Origin of the sequence: Zhongshania aquatica, assembly GCF_027257955.1 — a bacterium.
GTDB classification, from domain to species: domain Bacteria; phylum Pseudomonadota; class Gammaproteobacteria; order Pseudomonadales; family Spongiibacteraceae; genus Spongiibacter; species Spongiibacter aquatica.
In genome coordinates this window covers 253748-276553 of sequence record NZ_JANZNQ010000001.1, presented here as the reverse complement: position 1 = coordinate 276553, position 22806 = coordinate 253748, and the positions used below count along the sequence as shown (strand labels likewise).

19 protein-coding genes are annotated in these 22806 nt (G+C 48.4%); 14 read left to right on the top strand and 5 right to left on the bottom strand.

Going from position 1 to position 22806, the window contains the following annotated elements; genetic code table 11:
• Positions 1-13 precede the first annotated feature (13 nt).
• The 12 genes from murD to mutT all read left to right on the top strand — a co-directional run bounded on the left by murD (position 14) and on the right by mutT (position 14966).
• Positions 14-1366, top strand: coding sequence for a UDP-N-acetylmuramoyl-L-alanine--D-glutamate ligase (gene murD, locus O9X78_RS01185; RefSeq protein ID WP_269617770.1), 1353 nt, complete (start codon positions 14-16; stop codon positions 1364-1366).
• Complete coding sequence (gene ftsW, locus O9X78_RS01180; protein ID WP_269617769.1) at positions 1363-2505, top strand: putative lipid II flippase FtsW; 1143 nt, start codon at positions 1363-1365, stop codon at positions 2503-2505. Before murD ends, ftsW begins: the two co-directional genes overlap by 4 nt.
• Positions 2495-3580 (top strand): undecaprenyldiphospho-muramoylpentapeptide beta-N-acetylglucosaminyltransferase, encoded by a 1086-nt coding sequence (murG, locus tag O9X78_RS01175; protein ID WP_269617768.1) that lies wholly within the window; start codon positions 2495-2497, stop codon positions 3578-3580. Before ftsW ends, murG begins: the two co-directional genes overlap by 11 nt.
• Entirely contained in the window at positions 3570-4988 is a 1419-nt protein-coding gene (murC, locus tag O9X78_RS01170; RefSeq protein WP_269617767.1) for a UDP-N-acetylmuramate--L-alanine ligase, read from the top strand. Before murG ends, murC begins: the two co-directional genes overlap by 11 nt.
• A 7-nt stretch (positions 4989-4995) precedes the next feature.
• The gene (locus O9X78_RS01165) at positions 4996-5943 is read left to right on the top strand and encodes a D-alanine--D-alanine ligase (RefSeq protein WP_269617766.1); all 948 of its coding nucleotides are present in this window, start codon (positions 4996-4998) and stop codon (positions 5941-5943) included.
• A complete protein-coding gene (locus O9X78_RS01160) occupies positions 5943-6725 on the top strand; it encodes a cell division protein FtsQ/DivIB (RefSeq protein ID WP_269617765.1) in 783 nt (260 codons plus the stop codon). Before O9X78_RS01165 ends, O9X78_RS01160 begins: the two co-directional genes overlap by 1 nt.
• Before the next feature lie 66 nt (positions 6726-6791).
• The gene (ftsA, locus tag O9X78_RS01155; protein ID WP_269617764.1) at positions 6792-8021 is read left to right on the top strand and encodes a cell division protein FtsA; all 1230 of its coding nucleotides are present in this window, start codon (positions 6792-6794) and stop codon (positions 8019-8021) included.
• 59 nt (positions 8022-8080) lie between these two features.
• Positions 8081-9238 (top strand): cell division protein FtsZ, encoded by a 1158-nt coding sequence (ftsZ, locus tag O9X78_RS01150; protein WP_269617763.1) that lies wholly within the window; start codon positions 8081-8083, stop codon positions 9236-9238.
• A gap of 108 nt (positions 9239-9346) precedes the next feature.
• Entirely contained in the window at positions 9347-10258 is a 912-nt protein-coding gene (gene lpxC / locus O9X78_RS01145; protein WP_269617762.1) for a UDP-3-O-acyl-N-acetylglucosamine deacetylase, read from the top strand.
• 335 nt (positions 10259-10593) lie between these two features.
• The gene (gene secA / locus O9X78_RS01140) at positions 10594-13326 is read left to right on the top strand and encodes a preprotein translocase subunit SecA (RefSeq protein ID WP_269617761.1); all 2733 of its coding nucleotides are present in this window, start codon (positions 10594-10596) and stop codon (positions 13324-13326) included.
• Between the two features lie 13 nt (positions 13327-13339).
• Positions 13340-14560 (top strand): bifunctional glutamate N-acetyltransferase/amino-acid acetyltransferase ArgJ, encoded by a 1221-nt coding sequence (gene argJ / locus O9X78_RS01135; protein ID WP_269617760.1) that lies wholly within the window; start codon positions 13340-13342, stop codon positions 14558-14560.
• The gene (gene mutT, locus O9X78_RS01130; protein ID WP_269617759.1) at positions 14541-14966 is read left to right on the top strand and encodes an 8-oxo-dGTP diphosphatase MutT; all 426 of its coding nucleotides are present in this window, start codon (positions 14541-14543) and stop codon (positions 14964-14966) included. Before argJ ends, mutT begins: the two co-directional genes overlap by 20 nt.
• A gap of 209 nt (positions 14967-15175) precedes the next feature.
• Here mutT and O9X78_RS01125 read toward each other — a convergent pair whose 3' ends face one another.
• The 5 genes from O9X78_RS01125 to pilB form a co-directional block, all read right to left on the bottom strand.
• Complete coding sequence (locus O9X78_RS01125) at positions 15176-15382, bottom strand: DNA gyrase inhibitor YacG (protein ID WP_269617758.1); 207 nt, start codon at positions 15380-15382, stop codon at positions 15176-15178.
• Positions 15379-15987, bottom strand: coding sequence for a dephospho-CoA kinase (gene coaE / locus O9X78_RS01120; protein WP_269617757.1), 609 nt, complete (start codon positions 15985-15987; stop codon positions 15379-15381). The genes O9X78_RS01125 and coaE overlap by 4 nt, the downstream gene beginning before the upstream one ends.
• A 50-nt stretch (positions 15988-16037) precedes the next feature.
• On the bottom strand, positions 16038-16925 hold the full coding sequence (locus O9X78_RS01115; RefSeq protein WP_269617756.1) for a prepilin peptidase: 888 nt from the start codon (positions 16923-16925) through the stop codon (positions 16038-16040).
• 65 nt (positions 16926-16990) lie between these two features.
• Entirely contained in the window at positions 16991-18205 is a 1215-nt protein-coding gene (locus tag O9X78_RS01110; RefSeq protein ID WP_269617755.1) for a type II secretion system F family protein, read from the bottom strand.
• A gap of 2 nt (positions 18206-18207) precedes the next feature.
• Positions 18208-19926 (bottom strand): type IV-A pilus assembly ATPase PilB, encoded by a 1719-nt coding sequence (pilB, locus tag O9X78_RS01105; protein WP_269617754.1) that lies wholly within the window; start codon positions 19924-19926, stop codon positions 18208-18210.
• Between the two features lie 378 nt (positions 19927-20304).
• On the opposite strand from pilB, the gene O9X78_RS01100 reads away from it, so the two are divergent.
• Together O9X78_RS01100 and O9X78_RS01095 are read left to right on the top strand one after the other, a co-directional pair.
• On the top strand, positions 20305-20790 hold the full coding sequence (locus tag O9X78_RS01100; RefSeq protein WP_269617753.1) for a pilin: 486 nt from the start codon (positions 20305-20307) through the stop codon (positions 20788-20790).
• A gap of 120 nt (positions 20791-20910) precedes the next feature.
• A complete protein-coding gene (locus tag O9X78_RS01095) occupies positions 20911-22800 on the top strand; it encodes an LTA synthase family protein (protein ID WP_269617752.1) in 1890 nt (629 codons plus the stop codon).
• Positions 22801-22806: the final 6 nt, after the last annotated feature.

Here is a 22806-nt window from a genome sequence, read left to right as displayed (position 1 = left end):
GGTTAATGCTAGCGTGAGTTTGATAGCGTCCGATAATAGGCGGGTCATCATTGGTTTGGGAGTAACCGGGCTGTCTGTCGCCCGTTATTTCTCTCGCCAAGGTCTGTCATTTTCGGTTGCAGATAGCCGTGAAATTCCACCAGGGCTTGATCAGTTCCGCAAAGAGTTTCCCAATGTGCCTTTGATCTTGGGTGCGTTTACGGACGATCAATTTTTATCTGCAACGGAATTAGTGGTCAGTCCGGGTATCTCATTATCCGAACCCGCAATTGCCGCTGCAAAACAGATCGGTGTTGTTCTTTCTGGCGATATTGATTGGTTCTGTCGAGAAGCAGCTGCACCGCTAGTTGCGATTACAGGATCGAACGGTAAAAGCACCGTGACAACCTTGGTGGGTGAAATGGCCGCTTGCGCTGGTCGACGTGTCGCGGTGGGCGGTAATTTAGGTACGCCAGCATTAGATTTATTGAGTGACGATATTGATCTTTATGTATTGGAATTGTCGTCTTTTCAATTAGAGCGCTGCGCGTCTGTTGGAGCGGAAGTCGCTACCGTCCTGAATGTGACAGAGGATCATCTCGATCATCACGGCAATCTTATAAATTACCACCAAGCGAAACATCGTATTTTCCGAGACTGTAAGCAGGTTGTTATTAACCGTGATGACGCACTTAGCGCGCCATTGATCCCTGACAATGTTGTGAAATGGTATTTTGGTCTTGGTCGTTCAGACTTCCGCGGTTTTGGTTTGTTAGATAAAGACGGCGAATCCCATTTAGCCTTGGCACGCGAGGCGCTGCTGCCAGTTAGTGCAATGAAAATTGCGGGTTCGCATAATGTGAGTAATGCGCTAGCGGCGTTGGCCTTGGGAAGTGCGGTTAATTTGCCAATGCCTGCAATGCTAACCGCGCTATGTGAGTTTAAGGGGCTTGAGCATCGCTGTGAATTTGTCGCCGACATCCGAGGAGTTCGGTACTACAACGATTCTAAAGGCACAAACGTGGGCGCCGCTGTTTCAGCATTGCGCGGTTTGTCAGGTTCAGGAAAAGTAGTATTGATTGCCGGTGGTGTAGGTAAGGGGGCGGACTTCGCGCCACTGATGGATACCTTGGCAAAACTAGGTCGGGCCGCAATATTTATAGGTGAAATGGCTGACCCTATGCAGGAGTTGCTAGCGTCAAGAATTCCGTCAACCATCGCAGATACGATGTCAGCGGCGGTCAGCGCGGCGTCTGAATATGCCTTAGCTGGCGATGTCGTGCTGTTGTCACCTGCCTGCGCTAGCTTTGACATGTTTAATAATTATGAGCATCGCGGACGGGTATTCGCCGACGCAGTAACAGCAATGCTAGGGGGTGAAGTGTGATCACCTACCTACGCAATAGCGTGACAGAAATACGACAATTTGATCGCCATCTTCAGTTGATTTTAGCGACTTTAGTCGTCGTCGGATTTGTGGCGATGACGTCGGCCTCAGTAGAGCACGCAGCCAGTCGTTATGATGACGCGTTTTATTTTGCTAAGCGTTATCTATTTCATTTTAGCTTGGCATCAGTAGTGAGCATCGTGATGTATCTCACTCCTATCGACGTGTGGGAACGTAGTGGCTGGTTATTGCTCTTACTTGGTTTTGTCGTCCTTGCCTTGGTATTAATTCCAGGCGTTGGTCGCGAAGTGAATGGTAGTCGTCGGTGGATATCTCTTGGGCCAATCACTCTGCAGGCGTCTGAGTTTGTAAAACTGTGCGTTATATTTTATCTGGCGGGCTATCTTGTGCGCCGTCATGACGAAGTGCGTCAGAGCTGGTCTGGATTTGTTAAACCCATGGCGCTGCTATTTGCCGTGACCTTACTGCTGATGCTTGAACCTGACTTTGGTGCCACGGTTGTTACCGCTGGTACCGCATTTGTGATGATATTTCTTGGTGGTGTAAAGCTTGGCCAATTCTTGTTGGTGATACTGAGCTGTGTCGCTGGCGCGGTGGCGATGGTTATTTTTGAACCTTATCGAATGAAGCGTCTCACCGCATTTACCGATCCCTGGGCCGATCAGTTCAATACTGGCTATCAGCTAACGCAGTCGCTTATTGCTTTTGGCCGCGGACAATTTAGCGGCGTAGGTTTAGGTAACAGCGTACAGAAATTATTCTATCTGCCAGAGGCACACACGGATTTTGTATTTGCCATATTTGCTGAGGAATTTGGATTTCTCGGCACACTTTTCATATTGGGTTTGTTTGTTGCGTTGATCGGTCGGATTTTATATATCGGTCGCTATGCTGAGTCGATGGGCAAGCAGTTCCATGCCTATGTCGCCTACGGTGTTGCGGTCATGATCAGTGGGCAAGCATTTATCAATATGGGGGTGAATGCAGGGCTATTACCAACCAAGGGATTGACCCTGCCGTTTATGAGTTATGGCGGCAGCAGTTTGATCGTATGTATGGGGATGGTGGCCTTAGTTGGGCGAATAGAACGGGAATGTCGGAGGCAAGATGGCCGCTGAGAGAACCGTACTAATGATGGCTGGCGGAACTGGCGGCCACGTTTTTCCCGCACTGGCGGTGGCTAAGGTGTTAGCTGCGCGTGGCGTGTCTGTGCATTGGCTCGGCACGGCGGCGGGTATTGAAGCGCGTTTGGTGCCAGCGGCGGGTTTACCCCTGCATTGTTTAAATATGGCTGGTGTGCGCGGTAAGAATCCGTTGTTTCGCGTGTTGGCAATAATGAAAGCGGGATTGGCGGTGCTGCAGAGCATGCGTTTAATTCTGAGGTTGAAACCGTTTTGTGTTGTGGGTATGGGTGGTTATGCATCGGGCCCTGGCGGTTTGGCGGCAAAATTATTAGCGGTGCCGGTCGTGATTCAAGAACAAAACGCGGTGGCCGGAACAACTAATCGCTTGCTAGCGAAGCTTGCCAATCTATGCCTGACGGGCTATCCAATTGCGCTTGGTGGCGAAAAAAATCGCTACATTGGAAATCCTGTACGACACGAAATAGCGGTAATTGAAGCGCCAGCGGTGCGCTGGGCAGAGCGTAGCGGAGCATTGCGAGTATTGGTGTTGGGTGGAAGCCTTGGGGCAAAGCCAATCAATGATGTGGTAATTGAAACTTGGCTGAGATTTGGTGACGTCGATCGACCGTTGCTGTGGCATCAAACAGGACGTGATCACGAAACATCCGTCCAGACAGCTTATGCTGCCGCAGGCTTAGAGGTTTTAGCGGAAGCATTTATTGATGATATGGCGGCAGCTTATAGCTGGGCTGACGTCGTGATCTGTCGTGCGGGCGCGTTAACGGTTGCGGAGTTGGCTGCCGCAGGCGTGCCAGCAATATTAATTCCGCTGCCGCATGCTATTGATGATCATCAGCGCGCAAACGCGAAGTGGTTTGCCGATGGTGGGGCTGGCGAAATTATTGATCAGAAAGAATTCACTGCCTCAGCCCTATTGGCGTGGTTGCAAAGTGATAAAGCTCAGCGGGAGACATTGTTGAATAACGCGGAAGCGGCGAGAGGGCTCGCAAAAATTGATGCTGCTGATGTAGCTGCGGATTATTGCATGGAGTTTGCCCATGAGTCCTAAGCATCCTTTTGTTGTGCCAGAAATGCGCCGAGTTAAGCGTATTCATTTTGTTGGTATCGGCGGTGCCGGTATGTGCGGTATTGCCGAAGTATTGTTAAACCTTGGCTACATAATTTCCGGGTCGGATTTAAAAGCGTCACCTAGCACGGCGCGTTTACAGCAGTTGGGCGCCAGAGTCGCATTTGGCCATCGCGGCGAGAATGTTGGCGACTCTGATGTTGTGGTTGTGTCTAGCGCCATTAACGATGCGAACCCCGAAATCATTGCTGCAAGACAGAGCCGGGTGCCTATTGTGCGCCGCGCAGAAATGTTGGCTGAGTTGATGCGTTATCGTCATGGTATTGCGGTTGCGGGCACCCACGGCAAGACCACTACAACGAGCTTAATTACGTCAATATTTGCAGAGGCGGGTTTAGATCCTACCTTCGTGATTGGCGGATTGGTGAATAGCGCAGGTACGAATGCAGCTCTAGGTGAAAGCCGTTATTTAGTTGCCGAGGCCGATGAAAGCGATGCGTCGTTTTTGCATTTGCAGCCGATGGTGTCGGTGATTACCAATATAGAAGCCGATCATATGGCGACCTATGACGGTGACTTTAGCAAGCTGAAGAGAACGTTCATTGAGTTTCTCCACAACCTGCCGTTTTACGGTATTGCCGTGGTTTGTATTGATGATCCTGTCGTGCGTGAATTAATGCCGGATATTGGTAGACCAACGCTGACCTATGGATTTAGTGACGATGCGGATTTCCGTATCCATTCCTTACAAAAGCTAGGTATGCAGAGTTGTTTTTCGGTTACTCGTCCAGATGGCAGTGAGCTCGCCTTGTGCATACAGCAACCCGGTGTACATAACGTGTTAAACGCGACGGCGGCTGTTGCGGTAGCGACGGATGAAGGTTTGTCGGTTGATGCTATTTGTGCAGGTATCAAAAACTTTCAAGGCGTTGGTCGTCGTTTTCAGCGCTACGGCGAGTTGGCCGTGGCCGGTGGCGCATTTATGTTGGTTGATGATTACGGCCATCACCCAACCGAGGTGGCGGCAACCATCTCTGCCGCTCGGCAAGCATGGCCTGATCGCCGCTTGGTGATGTTGTATCAACCGCATCGCTTTAGTCGTACCAAAGATTTATATGAAGATTTTGTGCGGGTTTTATCGACGGTAGACAGTTTATTGTTGCTAGACGTTTACCCCGCAGGCGAAGAGCCAATAGCGGGGGCAGATAGCCGCAGTTTATGCCGTAGCATTCGTTTGCAAGACAAGTTTGAGCCAGTGTTTGTCGAAAGCATTGACGCTGCCTTCGACATATTGAAATCAAAGATTCGCCCCGGTGATGTGTTACTTACACAGGGAGCGGGAAATATAGGCGCATTAGCGCAGCAATTGTCAGGTCAGGACTGGGTGTAGGCGACTGATGAAAGAGATGACGGTAGCAGAAATTAATCAAGCCATTGGCGGCAAGCTTGCCGTGTTGTTTGGTGGGCGCTCGGCCGAGCGCGAAATTTCGCTAAAAAGCGGTGCTGCGGTTGCCGCCGCATTTGAGCGCCAAGGCGTGTCAGTTGAAAAAATTGATGTGGCAGATGATGGCTGGATGCAGCGTTTAAAGTCAGATTTCAGCCAGGTGTTTATTGCCTTACACGGACCGGGTGGTGAAGACGGCACAGTGCAGGGCGCATTGGAATGTTTGGGTATGAACTACACCGGTAGCGGTGTTATGGCGTCGGCGCTGGCGATGGATAAATTTCGCTGCAAATTGCTATGGCTGGGCCTGGGTTTGTCCACCCCCAAGTTTATGGAGTTAACGGCGGGCAGTGATTGGGCGGCAATTATTGCTGACCTTGGTTCGGTGATTGTTAAACCGGCTTGCGAAGGCTCCAGTATCGGCATGTCGCGTGCGGAAAGCGCAGAGGAATTACAAGCGGCTTGGCAAAACGCACAGGCTTACGGTCGCGTCTTTGCGGAGCAGTGGGTAGTAGGCAGTGAATATACCGTTGCGATATTAAACGGGGTGGCCTTACCCGCGATCAAGTTAGAAACCGATGCGGCATTTTATGATTTTAATGCCAAATATCTATCTAACGAAACACGTTACTTGTGTCCCTGCGAACTGAGTGCAGCGGACGAATTAGAGCTAAGCGAGCTCGCATTGGGCGCATTTAATAGTTTGGGCTGCGAGGGCTGGGGGCGGGTAGATGTGATGCGAGACAGCGACGGTCGGTTTTATTTGTTAGAAGTAAATACCGTACCCGGCATGACGGATCACAGCTTGGTGCCCATGGCGGCAAAACAAGCGGGCTTGAATTTTGAGCAGCTGGTTTTGGCTATTTTAGCGGGCAGTATTCGTGATGGTAAAACCAGCTAATGAAGCGGGCCAGCACTAAGCCCAATCGCTTTAAGCGCAGCAAACCGGAGCGCGGTGAGCGTCAGCCGGTATCGCGGGAGTGGGGGCGAATTGTTAATCGCCTATTGCTGGTTGCGGCGGTAATGGGCTTTGTTTATGGCGTGGAGCGATTGGGCAGCCAATTAGAATCTATTCCGGTAGACCGAGTGGTGTTTGCTGGGGATTTTCGCCACGTCAGCCGTGATGTATTGGTTGATCGGGTAACGAGTCATTTGGCGGTTGGGTATATCGGTTTGGACCTGGAAGGTATTCAAGGCGAGCTGGAACAGGAACCGTGGGTATATCGCGCCATTGTTGAGCGGGTTTGGCCGAGAGAATTGAAAATTACGATTGTTGAGGAAACGCCAATTGCGATTTGGGGTAAAGGCGGACTACTTAATCATCGCGGCAAGATTTTTTTGCCGACGAAGGAGTTGGTTGGCGACGCGAATTTACCGTTGTTGAGTGGCCCCGAGGGTAGCGCGATTGAAATCATGCGCCAGTATCGCTTGATGAGTCAGTTACTGGGTGACGAAGATTTGGTGCTGCAGCGATTGCAAATGAATGATCGCGGCGCATGGACAGCCACATTGAATGGCGGTGCAGTATTGGTTTTGGGGCGCCAAGAGCCCTTGGAAAAGCTGCGACGATTTATGTGGGTGTATAAGCAGCAATTGGCTGCAGATTTTGAACGAGTTAAGCGGGTAGACACGCGCTATATCAATGGGTTGGCGGTGTCATGGCATCAGTCGGAAGGTAGTTAAAGAAGATGGCTAAAGTAAGTGCGTTGCCGGTGCGGAACGGATCGCTAAATAGGGAGAAGCAAAGCAATGGCTAGTTCACATGCAAGCCGGATGATCGTCGGTCTGGATATTGGCACCTCGAAAGTGGTGGCTATCGTCGGGTCGACGAACGAAGACGGCAAGCTGGAAATTGTCGGCATTGGCTCACACCCGTCGCGGGGTTTAAAGAAAGGCGTGGTGGTCAATATTGAATCGACCGTACATTCCATTCAACGCGCGATAGAAGAAGCGGAATTGATGGCTGGTTGCGAGATCCACAGCGTTTACGTTGGTATCGCAGGTAACCATATTCGTAGTTTGAATTCCCACGGCATCGTGGCAATTCGAGATCGCGAAGTATTCCAACTTGATCTTGATCGAGTCATCGATGCCGCTCAGGCGGTCGCGATTCCGGCGGATCAAAAAGTACTGCACATCCTGCCGCAGGAATTCGTGATCGACGAGCAGGAAGGTATTAAAGAACCCTTAGGTATGTCTGGTGTGCGGCTTGAGGCCAAGGTGCATCTAGTGACCTGTGCGGTGAATGCGGTGCAGAACATAGAGAAATGTATTCGTCGTTGCGGCTTGGAAGTTGAAGACGTCATTTTAGAGCAGTTGGCGTCGAGCTATGCGGTGTTGACCGAAGATGAGAAAGAGCTGGGAGTGTGCCTAGTAGATATCGGCGGCGGCACCACGGATATCGCAATCTTTACCGACGGTGCTATTCGCCACACGGGTGTGATTCCGATTGCTGGTGATCAGGTGACTAATGACATCGCGATGGCCTTGCGCACACCGACGCAGTACGCGGAAGAAATCAAAATTAAATACGCTTGCGCCTTAACCCAGCTTGCTGGAGAAGGCGAAATGATCAAAGTGCCTAGCGTGGGTGATCGCGCACCGCGTGAATTGTCTCGCCAAGCATTGGCCGAAGTGGTTGAACCGCGTTACGACGAATTGTTCACGCTGATTCAAGCAGAACTCCGTCGTAGTGGCTACGAAGATCTGTGCGCAGCCGGGATTGTGCTGACCGGCGGCACCTCGAAAATGGAAGGCGTAGTGGAGCTAGCGGAAGAAATTTTCCACATGCCGGTGCGCATTGGTGTTCCGCAAGATGCACGCGGTTTAACAGATATCGTTCGCAATCCCATATACGCAACGGGCGTGGGATTGCTGCTTTACGGCATTAAACATCAGGCAGAACACGGTGGGCGCGGTCGCGTCCGCAGTGGTGGCTTTTTGGCAAATTTGAAACAGTGGATTCAAAACAATTTTTAACGATGTAATAACCGGTCGTGTTGGCAGCACGGTTGAATATGCAAAAAGGGAGAAAAACCATGTTTGAACTAGTAGATAACGTTCCACAAAACGCAGTAATTAAAGTCGTGGGTGTTGGTGGCGGCGGCGGCAACGCTGTTAAGCACATGATTGCATCAAATGTAGAAGGTGTAGATTTTATCTGCGCTAATACCGATGCACAGGCGCTGACCAATGTATCGTCTAAAACTGTACTGCAGTTAGGTACGACTATTACCAAAGGTTTGGGCGCAGGCGCAAACCCAGAAATTGGCCGTCAGTCGGCGATGGAAGATCGCGATCGTATTGCTGAAGCGCTGCAAGGTGCTGATATGGTCTTTATCACTGCCGGTATGGGTGGTGGCACGGGCACGGGCGCTGCGCCGGTTGTTGCTCAGGTGGCAAAAGAGCTGGGTATTCTTACCGTTGCGGTGGTTACTAAGCCATTTCCGTTTGAAGGCAAAAAGCGCATGGCAGTTGCGCTGGAGGGTATGAAAGAACTACGCCAACACGTGGATTCCTTGATTACTATTCCCAACGAAAAGTTGCTGCCAGTTTTGGGTAAAAACACCAGTTTACTCGATGCCTTTAAAGCTGCTAACGATGTATTGTTGGGCGCAGTTCAGGGTATTGCGGATCTGATTATCCGCCCAGGTATGATCAACGTCGATTTTGCCGACGTGCGCACAGTGATGTCAGAGATGGGCATGGCGATGATGGGCAGTGGTATTGCCACTGGCGAAAATCGTGCTCGCGAAGCGGCGGAAGCAGCCATTCGCAGTCCTTTGCTTGAAGATGTTAATTTGCAAGGGGCGCGCGGCATTTTGGTTAATATTACCGCAGGTCTGGATCTGTCCCTAGGCGAGTTTAACGATGTCGGGGATACTATCGAGGAATTCGCTTCTGAGAACGCAACAGTCGTTGTCGGAACGGTAATCGATCCAGATATGGTTGATGAATTGCGAGTAACTGTGGTCGCAACCGGTCTTGACGGAATTGGTCAAGAAGCACCACTAAAAGTCGTTGAATCACGTCCTGTAGAGGCGCGTTCAACAGACTATCGCAAGCTTGATCGGCCAACAGTAATGCGTAACAACCAGCAAGCGGCGGTTGCGCGAGATGTGGCTCCGGCGCCAATGGCAGATAAAGACATGGAATATTTAGATATTCCTGCGTTTCTGCGGCGCCAAGCTGATTAATTAGTAGTAGCCGGTGTAGTGGGGCGAGGTGTTAGCGATTTTCGCTAGCAACTAAAGATTGTCGCCCCAGTAAATGTAGCCTTCCGGCCCATAGAGTGAGTGTGAAACATGATTAAACAACGCACCTTACGCAACACCATCCGTGCCACCGGAATTGGTTTGCATACTGGAGACAAGGTCTACCTGACGCTGAAGCCCGCGCCGGTTGATACTGGTGTGATTTTTCGTCGCACCGACCTGAATCCCGTTGTTGAAATCCATGCTCGCGCTGAAAATGTGGGCGATACCACGTTGTCGACGACTTTGATGAACGGCGATGTGCGGGTATCTACGGTTGAACATTTGCTATCTGCAATGGCGGGCTTGGGTATTGATAATGCCTATGTAGAGGTCAGCTCTTCGGAAGTGCCGATTATGGATGGTAGTGCTGGGCCATTTGTCTTCCTCATTCAGTCTGCCGGGATTGAGGAGCAGAGTGCGCCTAAGAAATTTATCCGTATAAAGCGCGCGGTGACGGTGAAAGATGGCGATAAAATCGCGAGTTTCCTCCCTTTTGACGGTTTTAAAGTCTCTTTTACCATCGACTTTGACCATCCGGTTTTTAAAGACCGGACGGGTCATGCCGAACTCGACTTCTCGACTACCTCGTTTGTTAAGGAAGTCAGCCGTGCGCGAACCTTCGGGTTTATGCACGAAATCGAATACCTTCGCTCTAAAGGTTTAGCACAGGGTGGTAGTGTCGATAACGCGATTGTGGTTGATGAATACCGTATTCTTAACGAAGACGGACTTCGTTATGAAGATGAATTTGTTAAGCACAAAGTGTTAGATGCAATTGGTGATTTGTACTTGTTGGGTACCAGCCTGATAGGCGAGTTTAAAGCCCATAAGTCTGGTCATGGTCTTAATAACGTGTCTCTTAGAGCGCTTATTAAAGATACCGATGCCTGGGAGTGGGTGACATTCGATGATCCTGCTGACGCACCGATTAGCTACATGGCTCCCGCCGCGGTAGCGTGATATGCACCTCGCCATGCTTGGTCTGGCATCAGCCCAAGCATGGTAATATTCTCTCATCTATGCGATATTGCGCCTCGGTGTAAAGGCAAGTATTTTTCCTACCTACGGGAACTTGGTGCAAAATTTGGTGTAAATTCCTCGGATATTACATCAGGGCCGTCATCAAATTTTCATTCGGACAATGTAGCTTGGTGCGGTTTTTGTGGGCGATACAAATTCATCGCGTGGTGAGGGGCTTAATTGATTTTTCGAGCCAGGGTCGTAGTAGAATTTTGACACTCCGCTAAAGCCATCAATGATAGGGATCTAATCCCGGGAACAGTAACGAATTCATCATGATATCAGCAGTAGTTAAAAAAGTTTTTGGTAGTAAAAACGACCGCGAACTTAAGCGGATGCGTAAAGTTGTGGCTAAGGTCAATGCGCATGAAGAGGGCATGACTGCATTGGATGATGCGGCGCTCGCGGCTAAAACAGCCGAGTTTAGAGAGCGTTTAAGTGCAGGTGAGACCTTAGATCAGTTATTACCCGAAGCGTTTGCTGTTTGTCGCGAGGCGAGCCGCCGAGTGATGGGCATGCGTCACTTTGACGTTCAGCTTATCGGTGGTATCAGTTTACATGAAGGCACTATTGCTGAGATGCGCACCGGTGAGGGTAAAACCCTTGTTGGTACTCTAGCGGTGTATTTAAACGCGCTTGAAGGAAATGGTGTGTTTGTGGTGACGGTTAACGACTACCTAGCCCAGCGTGATGCCAACTGGATGCGACCCCTTTATGAATTTTTGGGCTTAAGCGTTGGTATTATCCGCTCAGGTCAAGATTCAGAGCAAAAGCGCGCAGCTTACCAATCAGATATTACCTACGGCACCAACAATGAATTTGGTTTCGACTATCTGCGTGACAACATGGCGTTTGCCATCAGCGATCGTTTCCAGCGCGGTCTAAATTTCGCCATTATCGATGAAGTCGATTCCATACTTATTGATGAAGCACGGACGCCGCTGATCATTTCAGGGCCAGCGGAAGACAGCTCAAAGCTCTACAAGCAAATTAACTTATTTATTCCCTCACTTATTCCTGCCGAAGTTGATGAGACCGGCAAGCCTAGCAGTGATGGTCACTATACCGTTGATGAGAAAATGCGTCAGGTCGAGTTGACTGAGCAGGGTCATCAGAAAGTTGAAGAGCTATTAACACAAGCTGGTTTGTTGGATGAGGGCGACAGTCTTTATTCAGCCGGCAATTTGAATTTACTGCATCATGTGAATTCCGCTCTGCGAGCTCATATTCTGTTCCACAATAACGTGGAATACATTATTCAAGACGATCAAGTCGTTCTGATTGATGAACACACTGGACGGACCATGGCTGGTCGTCGCTTGTCTGAAGGGCTTCATCAAGCGATTGAAGCCAAAGAAGGCGTAACTATTCAGGCCGAGAGTCAAACGCTTGCTTCTACCACCTTCCAGAATTACTTCCGCCAATTCGAGAAATTGGCCGGTATGACCGGTACGGCAGATACAGAGGCATTCGAATTCCGCCAGATCTACGGTTTAGACGTTGTCGTTATCCCGACCAATAAGCCAAGTGCGCGCAGAGATTCTAATGATTTGGTCTACCTGACCAAAGAAGAGAAATACGACGCGATTGTCGATGATGTGAAAAACATTGTTGAAACCGGTGCGCCGATTCTAGTGGGTACCGCGTCAATAGAAACCTCTGAAGAAATGTCCCAGCGTTTCAAAAAAGCAGGTATTCAGCACAAAGTGCTTAACGCGAAATACCATGAACAAGAAGCGGAAATTATTGCTCAGGCTGGTCGACCAGGTGTCGTAACCATTGCAACGAATATGGCTGGTCGAGGCACAGACATTGTTCTCGGCGGTAATGTAGACGTTGAGATTGCTCATTTAGACAACCCCTCCGATGCCATGATCAATGAGCTTCGCGAGGCCTGGAAAATACGCCACGAGAAGGTCATGCAGGCTGGCGGTCTTCTGATTATTGGTACCGAACGTCACGAATCACGCCGTATTGATAACCAGTTGCGTGGTCGTGCCGGTCGTCAGGGCGACCCGGGTGCATCGCGTTTTTATCTGTCACTTGAAGACAGCTTAATGCGTATATTTGCTTCCGATCGGGTGCGCGGCATTATGCAGGCCTTGGGGCTGGAAAAAGGTGAAGCCATCGAGCATCGCATGGTGTCTAACGCTATTGAGAAAGCGCAGCGCAAGGTTGAAGGACGTAACTTCGACATGCGTAAGCAGCTACTCGAATACGATGATGTGGCAAACGATCAGCGTCAGATTATTTATCAGCAGCGGAACGAATTACTAGAAGCTGACGATATCAGCGACATGTTAAAAGCGATTCGTGCGGATGTAGTTGGCGATGTTATTAGCGAATATATTCCTCCGCAAACGCTTGAAGAGCAGTGGGATATTGCTGGATTAGAACTTCGTATTGCTACTGAGTTTGAAGTTCAACTGCCAATACAGCAGTGGCTGGATGAAGATCGTTCGGTGAATGAATCGATCATCCAAGAACGTGTATACGCAGCTATCGACGAAGCTTACGAGGCAAAATGCGCCCTGGTCGGTGCCGATATGCGTAAAATCGAACGTCACATTTTCTTGCAGGTTCTGGACACGCTGTGGAAGGAGCATTTGTCGACAATGGATCACCTGCGTCACGGTATTCATTTGCGCGCCTTTGCACAGAAGAACCCCAAGCAAGAGTACAAGCGAGAGGCATTTGAGCTATTCCAGCAAATGTTGGATTCGCTTAAACACGACGTTGTCCGCTTCCTTTCGCATCTCCGTTTGCAGCAAGATGAAAATGCAGAAGCGCTTGAGCAGCAGCGTCGTGAAGAACAGGCTAAGCGTGCAATGGAATTTCAGCACGCAGTGTCTAGTGGCTTAAGTGTTGATGAAGACGAGCCTGATCAAGCAGCGCCGGCTGCGCAGCCAGAGACCTTCGTTCGTGAAACCCGCAAAGTGGGTCGCAACGAGATTTGTCCTTGTGGCTCGGGTAAAAAATATAAGCAATGTCATGGTAAATTAGACTAAGGAAAACAAAAACATGGCGGTAGGTTCTGGTGAGTTGGGTGCGCTGCATATCGTTAATGGTGTGCGGATTGGTGTAGCCAGTGCGGGTATAAAAAAGCCAGGCCGTATTGATACCGTGGTTTTTGAATTGGCCGAAGGTAGCTCGGTCGCGGGTGTATTTACGCTAAATGCGTTCTGCGCAGCGCCGGTTACCCTGTCTAAAAAGCATCTTGCCGCGGCATCATCGCGTTATTTGCTGATCAATACCGGTAATGCCAATGCCGGTACCGGCGTAATCGGTATGGCTGACGCAGAGGCGTCATGCGCCGCCTTGGCGGCGGAAGTTGGCGTTACCCCCGATCAAATTCTACCGTTCTCGACAGGTGTCATTGGCGAGAAATTACCGATTGAAAAACTTGTCGCTGCATTGCCTGCGGCTGTGAGCGCGTTGTCAGCAGATGCATGGTTAAACGCTGCTAACGGCATCATGACTACCGATACGCGTCCCAAGGCAACATCAAAGCAGATTGAGATCGACGGTCGTTTGATAACAATTACCGGCATATCTAAAGGCGCCGGTATGATTAAGCCCAATATGGCAACCATGTTGGGATATGTGGCGACGGACGCTGCTATCGCGCCTGATGTATTACAGCACATGTTAGATATTGCCGCTGACGCCTCGTTTAACCGAATTACCATTGACGGTGATACCTCCACAAACGACTCCTGTGTATTGGTTGCTACTGGTCGTGCTGGCGGCGAACAATTGACAATCGCAAAAGGTCCGGTTTACGAGAAGCTACAGCAGGTCATAAACGACGTATTTCTTGAACTAGCACATGCGATTGTTCGAGACGGCGAAGGCGCGACAAAATTCGTCGCGGTTGAGGTGGCTGGTGCGAATGATGTGTCAGAGGCGCTTAAAGTTGCCTATGCCGTAGCGGAATCACCTCTTGTAAAAACGGCACTGTTCGCCAGCGACCCTAACTGGGGGCGTATATTGGCGGCCATTGGTCGTGCTGGGGTAGATAGTTTAGATGTCTCGTCATTGACGGTTCATCTTGATGACGTACTGATTACTGAGAACGGTGGTCGTGCGGCAAGCTATACTGAGGCGGCGGGTGCGGCGGTGATGAAACAGGCCGAAATGTCTATTCGCATCAACCTAAATCGAGGTCAGCACACCGAGACGGTGTGGACCACAGACTTCTCCTACGACTACGTTAAAATCAATGCCGAATACCGTAGTTAATAAACGGGTTCATGTTGCGGTTGGCGTCATCTTTAATCCTAAGGGCCAGATACTGATTGCGCGTCGTCATGACGATGCGCATCAAGGTGGCGTGTGGGAATTTCCTGGTGGCAAAGTCGAATCCGGTGAAACGGTAGGTGACGCGCTAGCTCGTGAACTACATGAAGAACTCGGCATTGTTGTTCACGTTTCCAGTTGTACTCAATTGCTTGAAATACGCCACGATTACACAGATAAAGTAGTGCTACTCGATGTTTGGACTGTCTCGGATTTTGACGGCGAGCCAGTTGGTAAAGAAGGCCAGCCTCTGCGCTGGGTAGAGCCGCAAGCGCTTCCTGAATACGAATTCCCCGCCGCCAATGCCGCTATTGTAGACGCCATCTTAAATCTATCTTCTCAACGCTAGGTTTTAAGTAGTTTTTATTAGTCATTGTCGTACCCGATCAAGAGCGGGTAGACATATCTGCGGGGCGAATGCCTTTATTATTGAAGGAATCGTTTTTGGTTTTTCTAAGGGGGGGTTAAACAAAGGCTGGGCATGGGTATCTATGCAGTATGGTGAATTTGGTGTGTTTTTGTATAGCTTATAATTTATACGAATTTGCAAAATTGTTTCTAATAATTACGGTCTAAATCCTCGCTAAACACATCCTCTAAAGGCTGGCCTGGAATAGCGTGATCCTCATTTGCCCAAGCCACTAAATCATTGTTTTTGCAGCTCGCAGAGCAGAAGGGGCGATAGCTATTGCTAGTGTCCCACACTAGCTCTGTCCCACAATTGGGGCAGGGGACGACGGGTGGCTTCTTAGTCGAATTATTCATTTATCTGTTCCGGCTAATTCTAAAAATTGTTTGTGTAGACGACTGATCTGCAGATCGAGATCGGTAAACCCCGTATTGTTGTCGATGACATCGGTCGCTGCAGCAAGCCGTTCCTTGCGGGTTGCTTGACTGGCGATTATCCGTTCCACTTGCGTTTGTTCATTACTATCGCGTTTCATTGTGCGTTCAAGTTGCACTGACTCAGGAACATCAACGACTACTAGTTTCTGGCACATACCTTGTTGTTTGCTTTCGACTAATAGCGGCGACACATAGATTCCGTAGCTGCTTTGAATAGCGCCTAGTTGCTTGAGTGTTTCATGGGCAATGAGTGGGTGCAAAAGCGATTCTAGCCACGATTTGGCGCTAGCATCAGTAAATATAAGCTGCCTCAGCGCCGCGCGATTAAGCTGGCCGTTATCTAAAAGTAAGCTTTCGCCAAAATGCGCAGTAATTTTTCCTAGGGCCTCAGTGCCTGGCTCCACAACCTCGCGCGCGATAACATCAGCATCGACAATACCAATGCCGAGCTTCGCAAAGCGGTCAGAAACAGCGGTTTTGCCGCTGCCAATGCCACCGGTTAGGCCAACAATAAAGTTACTCATAATTTAACGTGATCATATTAGGTGGAAAGAGTTTCATAAGTTAGCGTTTCTTAGCGAAGCCCAGCAACACCAAGATAAGTATTAATAATCGTATCGCCCCAGAAAACCGCTATCCAGCCTGCGCCTGCTAAGTAGGGACCGAACGGCATGGGTGTGGATGTTGAGTTGCGTTTCGCCACTAATATAATCCCGCCACATACCGCCCCTACGACCGACGACAGAAGAATTATTAAAGGTAAATACTGCCAGCCAAGCCATGCGCCCAAGGCTGCTAGTAATTTGAAATCACCGTATCCCATACCTTCTTTGCCAGTAACAATTTTAAAGAGCCAAAACACGCTCCATAAAATCATATAGCCGGCCATCGCTCCCCACAGTGCATCGGTAATCGGGATGTGGGCAAATATGCTGTTATAGAGAAGCCCGAGCCAAAGCAGAGGTAGGGTAACTTGGTCTGGTAAAAGTTGATGGTCTATATCAATAACGGTAAGAATCAGCAGTAGCCAGCTGAACAAAATAATAGCAAAGGCGTAGGGCGTAAGGCCGAACATTAATAAGGGAAAGACGCTTAATAGCGCCGTGATAACTTCAATAAGTGGGTAGCGCAGGCTAATGCTAGTCTTGCAGCTAGCGCAGCGTCCACCCAACATCGCATAACTAATTACTGGAATGTTTTGCCACGCCTTTATTGGCGCATTGCAGGAAGGGCAATGTGAATTGGGTATGGCTAGATTGAATTGCTCGGTCTGTGATATTTGTGGCGATGAATCTTTGTCGTCACTGAGTAAGTATTCACACTCCTGTCGCCAATTGGCTTCCATCATTTTCGGGAGTCGGTAAATGACAACGTTGAAAAAGCTGCCAAGGAGTAATCCAACAATACCTACTAACCCTATAGTGAGGGCTGGTTCCCTCGCTATAGCCTCAAATAACGTCATAACAATACTCAGAAAAATGTCTATTCAGCTCAACTGGGAGCATTTTTTCAAGAAAGTGGATGGCTTTACATTGCAGAACCTAGCATGAAAATAGGTAGGTACATCGCGATCATTAAGCCCCCAACTAATACGCCAAGTACCGACATGATAAATGGCTCTAACAAGGCGGTAAGTGTGTCTACAGCATTATCTACGGCTTCTTCATAATGGGTGGCGACTTTGTCTAACATTTCATCCAGTGATCCAGACTCTTCGCCGATGGATACCATCTGCAGAAGCATGTTTGGGAACAGGTTGGTGAAGCGGATCGACGAATACAAGGTTTGACCAGTCGTTACATCGTCCCTAATCTGAATTATGGCTTTTCGGTATACCGCGTTGCCGGCTGCACCCGAAACCGAATTCAGCGCATCAACCAGTGGAACACCCGCGCCAAATGTTGTGGCAAGGGTTCTAGAAAAGCGTGCTATGACGGAATTGAATACGATGTCGCCAACCACTGGCATTTTTAGGGTCATCTTATCGACCCAATCTGAAAATGGCTGGGACTTTTCTCTTCCCTTCTTAAACGCGGCGCCGGCGACGATGGCTAGACCCAATACAATATACCAGTTGCCTTGCGTCCACTCAGATAAGCCGACCACCATTTTTGTAAAAGCGGGAAGGTCTGAGCCAAAGCTTTCAAAGGTGACCGCAAAAGTTGGTACTACTTTGATCAATAGAATTGCTGTAACTACAACGGCAACAACCATAACTGCGATTGGGTAGGTAAGTGCTTTTTTGATTTTAGCTTTCAGTGCCTCAGTTTTTTCTTTATAGGTAGCGACTCGGTCAAGCATTACCTCCAGCGTACCGGATTGCTCGCCTGAAGAAATCAAACTGCAAAACAGGTCGTCAAAATATTGAGGGTGTTTCGCGCAAGCAGCGGCAAAACCGCCACCGGAAGCAACTTCGTTTTTAATATCGACAACTAGTTCTTGCATGGTCGGGTTTTCAACGCCTTCAGCCACAATGTCGAAACTTTGTACTAAAGGTACACCCGCTTTAAGCATGGTTGCCATTTGACGCGTGAAAATCGCGATATCTGCAGGCTTTATCGGTTTTTTATTGCTGAAAAGAGGCTTTGGTTTGCGCTTCACATTTTTAGCAGCAATGCCTTGTTTCCGAAGGTGAGCCTTGACCAAGGCGCTAGACCCGGCAGTAAGCTCGCCTCGTGTTTTTCGGCCCTGCTTATCTACGCCCTGCCAAACAAAAACCTGTGTTTTGGATGTTGCTGCCATTATTAATCCTTCGTCACTCGGTTTACTTCTTCAAGACTAGTAACGCCCTGTGCGCACTTCTTCAGCGCGGATTGTCGCAAATTAGGGAAGCCTTCTTTTTGCGCTTGGGCGGCAATTTCAATGGAGTTGCCATTCTCCATAATAATACGGGATATCTCTGGCGTGATGCGAACAACTTCGTAAATGCCCACGCGGCCTTTGTAGCCATTATTGCAGCGGTCGCAACCAACGGGGTGCATAATAGTCGCTGACTCTAATTGTTCAGCGGTAAAGCCTTCCTCAATTAAGGTATGTTGCGGTACATCTAAAGGTATAGCGCATTCTTTGCATAAGCGCCTTGCGAGACGCTGCGCAATAATTAAACTAACGGAGGTGGCAACGTTAAATGCGGGCACTCCCATATTGAGGAGTCGCGTTAGGGTTTCTGAGGCGCTGTTGGTGTGGAGTGTCGATAAAACCAAATGACCTGTTTGGGCCGCCTTGATAGCGATCTCCGCCGTTTCCAAATCTCGAATCTCACCGACCATGATGATGTCAGGGTCCTGCCGTAGGAAGGAGCGGAGGGCTTCAGGGAAGCCAAGTCCCACTTTGGCATTTACGTGAACTTGGTTAATGCCTTCCAAGTTAATCTCTACCGGGTCTTCGGCTGTAGAGATATTTCGTTCAGGCGTATTAAGTATATTTAAACCGGTATAGAGCGAAACTGTTTTACCTGAGCCTGTCGGGCCAGTTACCAAAATCATGCCCTGTGGCTGATTCAGGGTTTTCATATACATATCTTTTTGCGTGGGTTCATAGCCCAGCGCATCTATACCCATCTGGGCTGAGCTGGGATCGAGAATCCGCAAAACTACTTTCTCCCCCCAAAGGGTAGGCAGCGTATTTACCCGAAAATCTATTGCTCGGGTTTTAGACAGCTTCATCTTAATTCGGCCATCTTGCGGCACTCGCCGTTCGGAAATGTCCATCTGGGACATAACCTTAAGACGTGCAGCTAGGCGGTATCCTAAAGATGCGGGCGGACGCGCGACTTCTTGCAATATGCCGTCGGTACGAAAACGGACTCGATAAATCTTTTCGTAGGGTTCAAAATGGATATCAGACGCCCCTCCGCGAATTGCATCCAATAGTACTTTGTTTACAAACTTAACCACTGGAGCTTCGTCAGCACCTTTAAGCTCAACATCACCACCGCCGGTCTCGTCGACGGCTTCTATATCTAGATTTTCTAAATTGATATCATCCATATCGCCAAGACTATCGGCGAGGGATTCTTCCTGAGCTGCTAGGTATTTCTCAATAGCCGAATTCAGTGCAGCCTCTTCGACAATGATGGGTTCGGTAGTTAAGCCTGTATGGAATTTAATCTGGTCTAGGCCGTGAATATTGGTTGGGTCAGACATGCCAATAAACAAACGCTTTCCGCGTTTCCACAACGGCAAAGCTCGGTGAAGCTTTATCAGCTTGTTATCGATAATTTTTTGGGGAGCCAGCTCTGTTGTATACGAGCGTAGATCGATAAAAGGAATGCCGAATTCATCCGCCGCTATTTCCGCAATGCGAACGCCATCTGCTAAATTTTTGCTGACTAAGTAGGAAACGAGGCTTTTCTTATCTTTTTGGGCGGTTTCCTGAGCTTTACGAACGGTATCTTCGTCAAGAACCTCATCGTAAACAAGGCGTCGGGCTAAACCATTTAAAGGCGTTATGGGGCTGTTCATAGCGTCGCTTTGTCGTTAAAAATGTAATTAAAACAGTATAGTGCCTATCATTAGATTAAGCACTATAGCGCGGAAAAGGAGTTTTAGGCGTGCAGCTTTAGTGGCGGAAAGATTCAACTGTCATCTCTAGTGCCTGCCAGATATGCGTAGTTTGTGACAATTATTGTCATAGTGCGCCATTTGATTACTTTGGTTTTCTGTAGCGATGGTTAGTTTGTAGGTGTTCATGCGCGTGATTATTGGAGTGAAACACTGTAATAATTCATTATTTAAAATAAGTTTGCTGATAGCTGGGGCTGGTGGCATACATATTGTATGTTACTCGATAGTGATGGATTTCTATCACAAAAAGAAATCGACAAATTTTTGGAGTTCATTATGAAAAGAACACAACAAGGTTTTACTCTTATCGAATTGATGATCGTTATCGCGATTATCGGTATTTTGGCAGCGGTTGCCTTACCTGCTTACCAAGACTACACCATTCGTGCCAAGGCTTCTGAAGTGGTACTTGCGGCTTCAGCGTGCCGTACTTCTATTACTGAGGTTGTTCAGAGTTCGACTACATTGCCGGATGCAAATGAATGGGGTTGTGAATCAAGCACGTCTACTAGTAAATATGTGGCATCTATTGAAACTAACGCTGTTGGTTTGGTCACCGTTACATCTCAAAGTTTAGGCGCAACTCCGGTTATCGTTCAGATGAAGCCTTGTTCAAATGCAACTGCAACAACGTTTGCAACTTGTGCTGATGTTGCTGCGGGCGGCTTGGTTGCGCAGTGGGTATGTGGGCCAGACACCACTACTGATACTGCTGGCAATGCAAAGTACCTGCCTGGCTCATGTCGTATCGCTCAGAACTGATTGTTTAGTATTGTTTAGTATTGTTTAGGCCGGCTGATTTTAGTTTTGCTGGCTGCTTGGAATTGAAGGGGAGTCTCTGGACTCCCCTTTTTTAATGGTAAGCAAGTAGAGTGGCCTATCTTGAAACGAATTTTTGAGTCCAGTCTAACCTGCGCAGCTGCAATGGTCTTGTTGTTTGCTTTTACATCATATTTTGGGCGCCTCAACCCTCATCCGTCGGGCATGCTGAGTGCCGTTTTTATTGCATCACTCTCCCTTTCTATAGTCTTAATTTCGAGTTGGTTTTCCAGATGGATATATGCGTCTACTGTTATTGGGGTGTGGCTTGTACATGTGATATTGAGTGCCGGTAACTGGTGGTATTTCCAGTATTTCCAGACCTACTTTAATTACCAGTCGTTATCCTTAATCGATGACTCTCTCGACAGCTTTAGGGCGATTTCCGAATTTAGTCTTTTGTCTGATCTGCTCTGGATATCAGGTATAGGATTGGTATTGGCCATTATTTCCATATGTGTCCACAGCAAGCCTTTAACGCCTATAGTCAAGGTAAGAGCTGTGTTAATAGCATTTCCCTTGGTCATCACATTGGTGGCTGCAATAACTTTAACAGTTTCGTTTGATCGTTACCGTCAGCTGTCGGTGTTTACACTTTCCCCTTCTTATGTCAGCCCCGTGCATGCTTTTTTTGTGCGAGAAAGTTTGCCAAAAGCACTAGAGAAGGGGCAGGTTGCAGCGGAATTAGAATTTAAAAGCCTTAATCGAAAAACGATTAGTAGTGGGCTGGATGCGCGGCCGTCCGAAAAATTAAATGTCATCGTAATTACGCTGGAGTCGATTCGCGCGTCTTTGATGAGACCTTATCCTGAGGTGGGCGATGTAACTCCACATCTGAATCAATTTGCTAATGAAAATATTAAAGCGACACAATTCTACGCAAATACAAACTTTACTGTAAAAGGAGAGACGGCTATTTGGTGCGGTATCTTCGATTACAGCAGCAAGCCTCCCTATTCGAAGTTCGCGGACGAGATTAAAAATCTGGAGTGTTTGCCGGAAATACTAGCGAGAGAAGGTTATAAAACACTCTATTTCCATGGAAATAAAAGCCAATTTTATAACCGCGATCAATATCTTCCGAAAATAGGTTTTCAGCAACTAGAGTTTTTTGACGCTGAGCGTCGCAAAGAGGCGAATTTACCCGAGATTGGTTGGGGAGTTTCGGACGAGGCAATGTATGGTCTAATGTTGGATAAATTGAGTGGTGAAAGCGAGCCGTTCTTTGCGCACATTACCACATTGAGTAGTCACTATCCCTTTAAGTGGGAGTGGGGCTTGCCGTCCCCAGATTACCTGAGTGCTGCCGGAGGGGTAGAGCTTTTCTCAAATTACTTAACCGCTGCACATTACGAAGATTATGCGTTTTCAAAATTCTGGGATGCGTTTCGTCATTCCGCTTTAGCATCAAATACTATTGTTTTAGTTACTTCGGATCATGGGATATGGGCGTTTGACCGAGATTCCGAAAAGGCGGATATCCTTATAAAAAATGAGCAGTTTTTTCGAATGCCATTGGCTATCTATCATCCTTATATCGATAAGCCGATCGAAATTACTCAAGTGGGCAGTCAAATAGATATTCCTCCCACCTTGTTGTCGATGTTGGGACTTACCAAATACAGTTCTAATTTTGTAGGTAAGGATCTGCTTACTGCAGTAGAGAAGCCATGGGCGATAATGATGAAAAGTGGTGAAGTCTCTGTGCGTGTCGGGAATATGCTTTGCAGTATGGCGAGCGGTAGTTGTGGTGGGGCTCACCAAGAATGCATGGCGAAAAGTTATGGTGAAATTTATCTCGGTAGTGTTGGCGAACTGCAAAAATGTTATTTGTTGGACGGAGATCCACTGCATGGCGGGGGGTATCGCCAAACCATTGTAAGTGAAGATTGGCTGAGTAAAGGCTTGAGTCTGATCTCGCTACATAACAATCGTGTCTTTTCTGAAAATTAATGGGTT

Coding starts and splice junctions, on each gene's coding strand:
- murG (WP_269617768.1), top strand. CDS start 2,495: ATGGCCGCTGAGAGAACCGTACTAATGATGGCTGGCGGAACTGGCGGC.
- murC (WP_269617767.1), top strand. CDS start 3,570: ATGAGTCCTAAGCATCCTTTTGTTGTGCCAGAAATGCGCCGAGTTAAG.
- O9X78_RS01165 (WP_269617766.1), top strand. CDS start 4,996: ATGAAAGAGATGACGGTAGCAGAAATTAATCAAGCCATTGGCGGCAAG.
- O9X78_RS01160 (WP_269617765.1), top strand. CDS start 5,943: ATGAAGCGGGCCAGCACTAAGCCCAATCGCTTTAAGCGCAGCAAACCG.
- ftsA (WP_269617764.1), top strand. CDS start 6,792: ATGGCTAGTTCACATGCAAGCCGGATGATCGTCGGTCTGGATATTGGC.
- ftsZ (WP_269617763.1), top strand. CDS start 8,081: ATGTTTGAACTAGTAGATAACGTTCCACAAAACGCAGTAATTAAAGTC.
- lpxC (WP_269617762.1), top strand. CDS start 9,347: ATGATTAAACAACGCACCTTACGCAACACCATCCGTGCCACCGGAATT.
- secA (WP_269617761.1), top strand. CDS start 10,594: ATGATATCAGCAGTAGTTAAAAAAGTTTTTGGTAGTAAAAACGACCGC.
- argJ (WP_269617760.1), top strand. CDS start 13,340: ATGGCGGTAGGTTCTGGTGAGTTGGGTGCGCTGCATATCGTTAATGGT.
- mutT (WP_269617759.1), top strand. CDS start 14,541: ATGCCGAATACCGTAGTTAATAAACGGGTTCATGTTGCGGTTGGCGTC.
- O9X78_RS01125 (WP_269617758.1), bottom strand. CDS start 15,382: ATGAATAATTCGACTAAGAAGCCACCCGTCGTCCCCTGCCCCAATTGT.
- coaE (WP_269617757.1), bottom strand. CDS start 15,987: ATGAGTAACTTTATTGTTGGCCTAACCGGTGGCATTGGCAGCGGCAAA.
- O9X78_RS01115 (WP_269617756.1), bottom strand. CDS start 16,925: ATGACGTTATTTGAGGCTATAGCGAGGGAACCAGCCCTCACTATAGGG.
- O9X78_RS01110 (WP_269617755.1), bottom strand. CDS start 18,205: ATGGCAGCAACATCCAAAACACAGGTTTTTGTTTGGCAGGGCGTAGAT.
- pilB (WP_269617754.1), bottom strand. CDS start 19,926: ATGAACAGCCCCATAACGCCTTTAAATGGTTTAGCCCGACGCCTTGTT.
- O9X78_RS01100 (WP_269617753.1), top strand. CDS start 20,305: ATGAAAAGAACACAACAAGGTTTTACTCTTATCGAATTGATGATCGTT.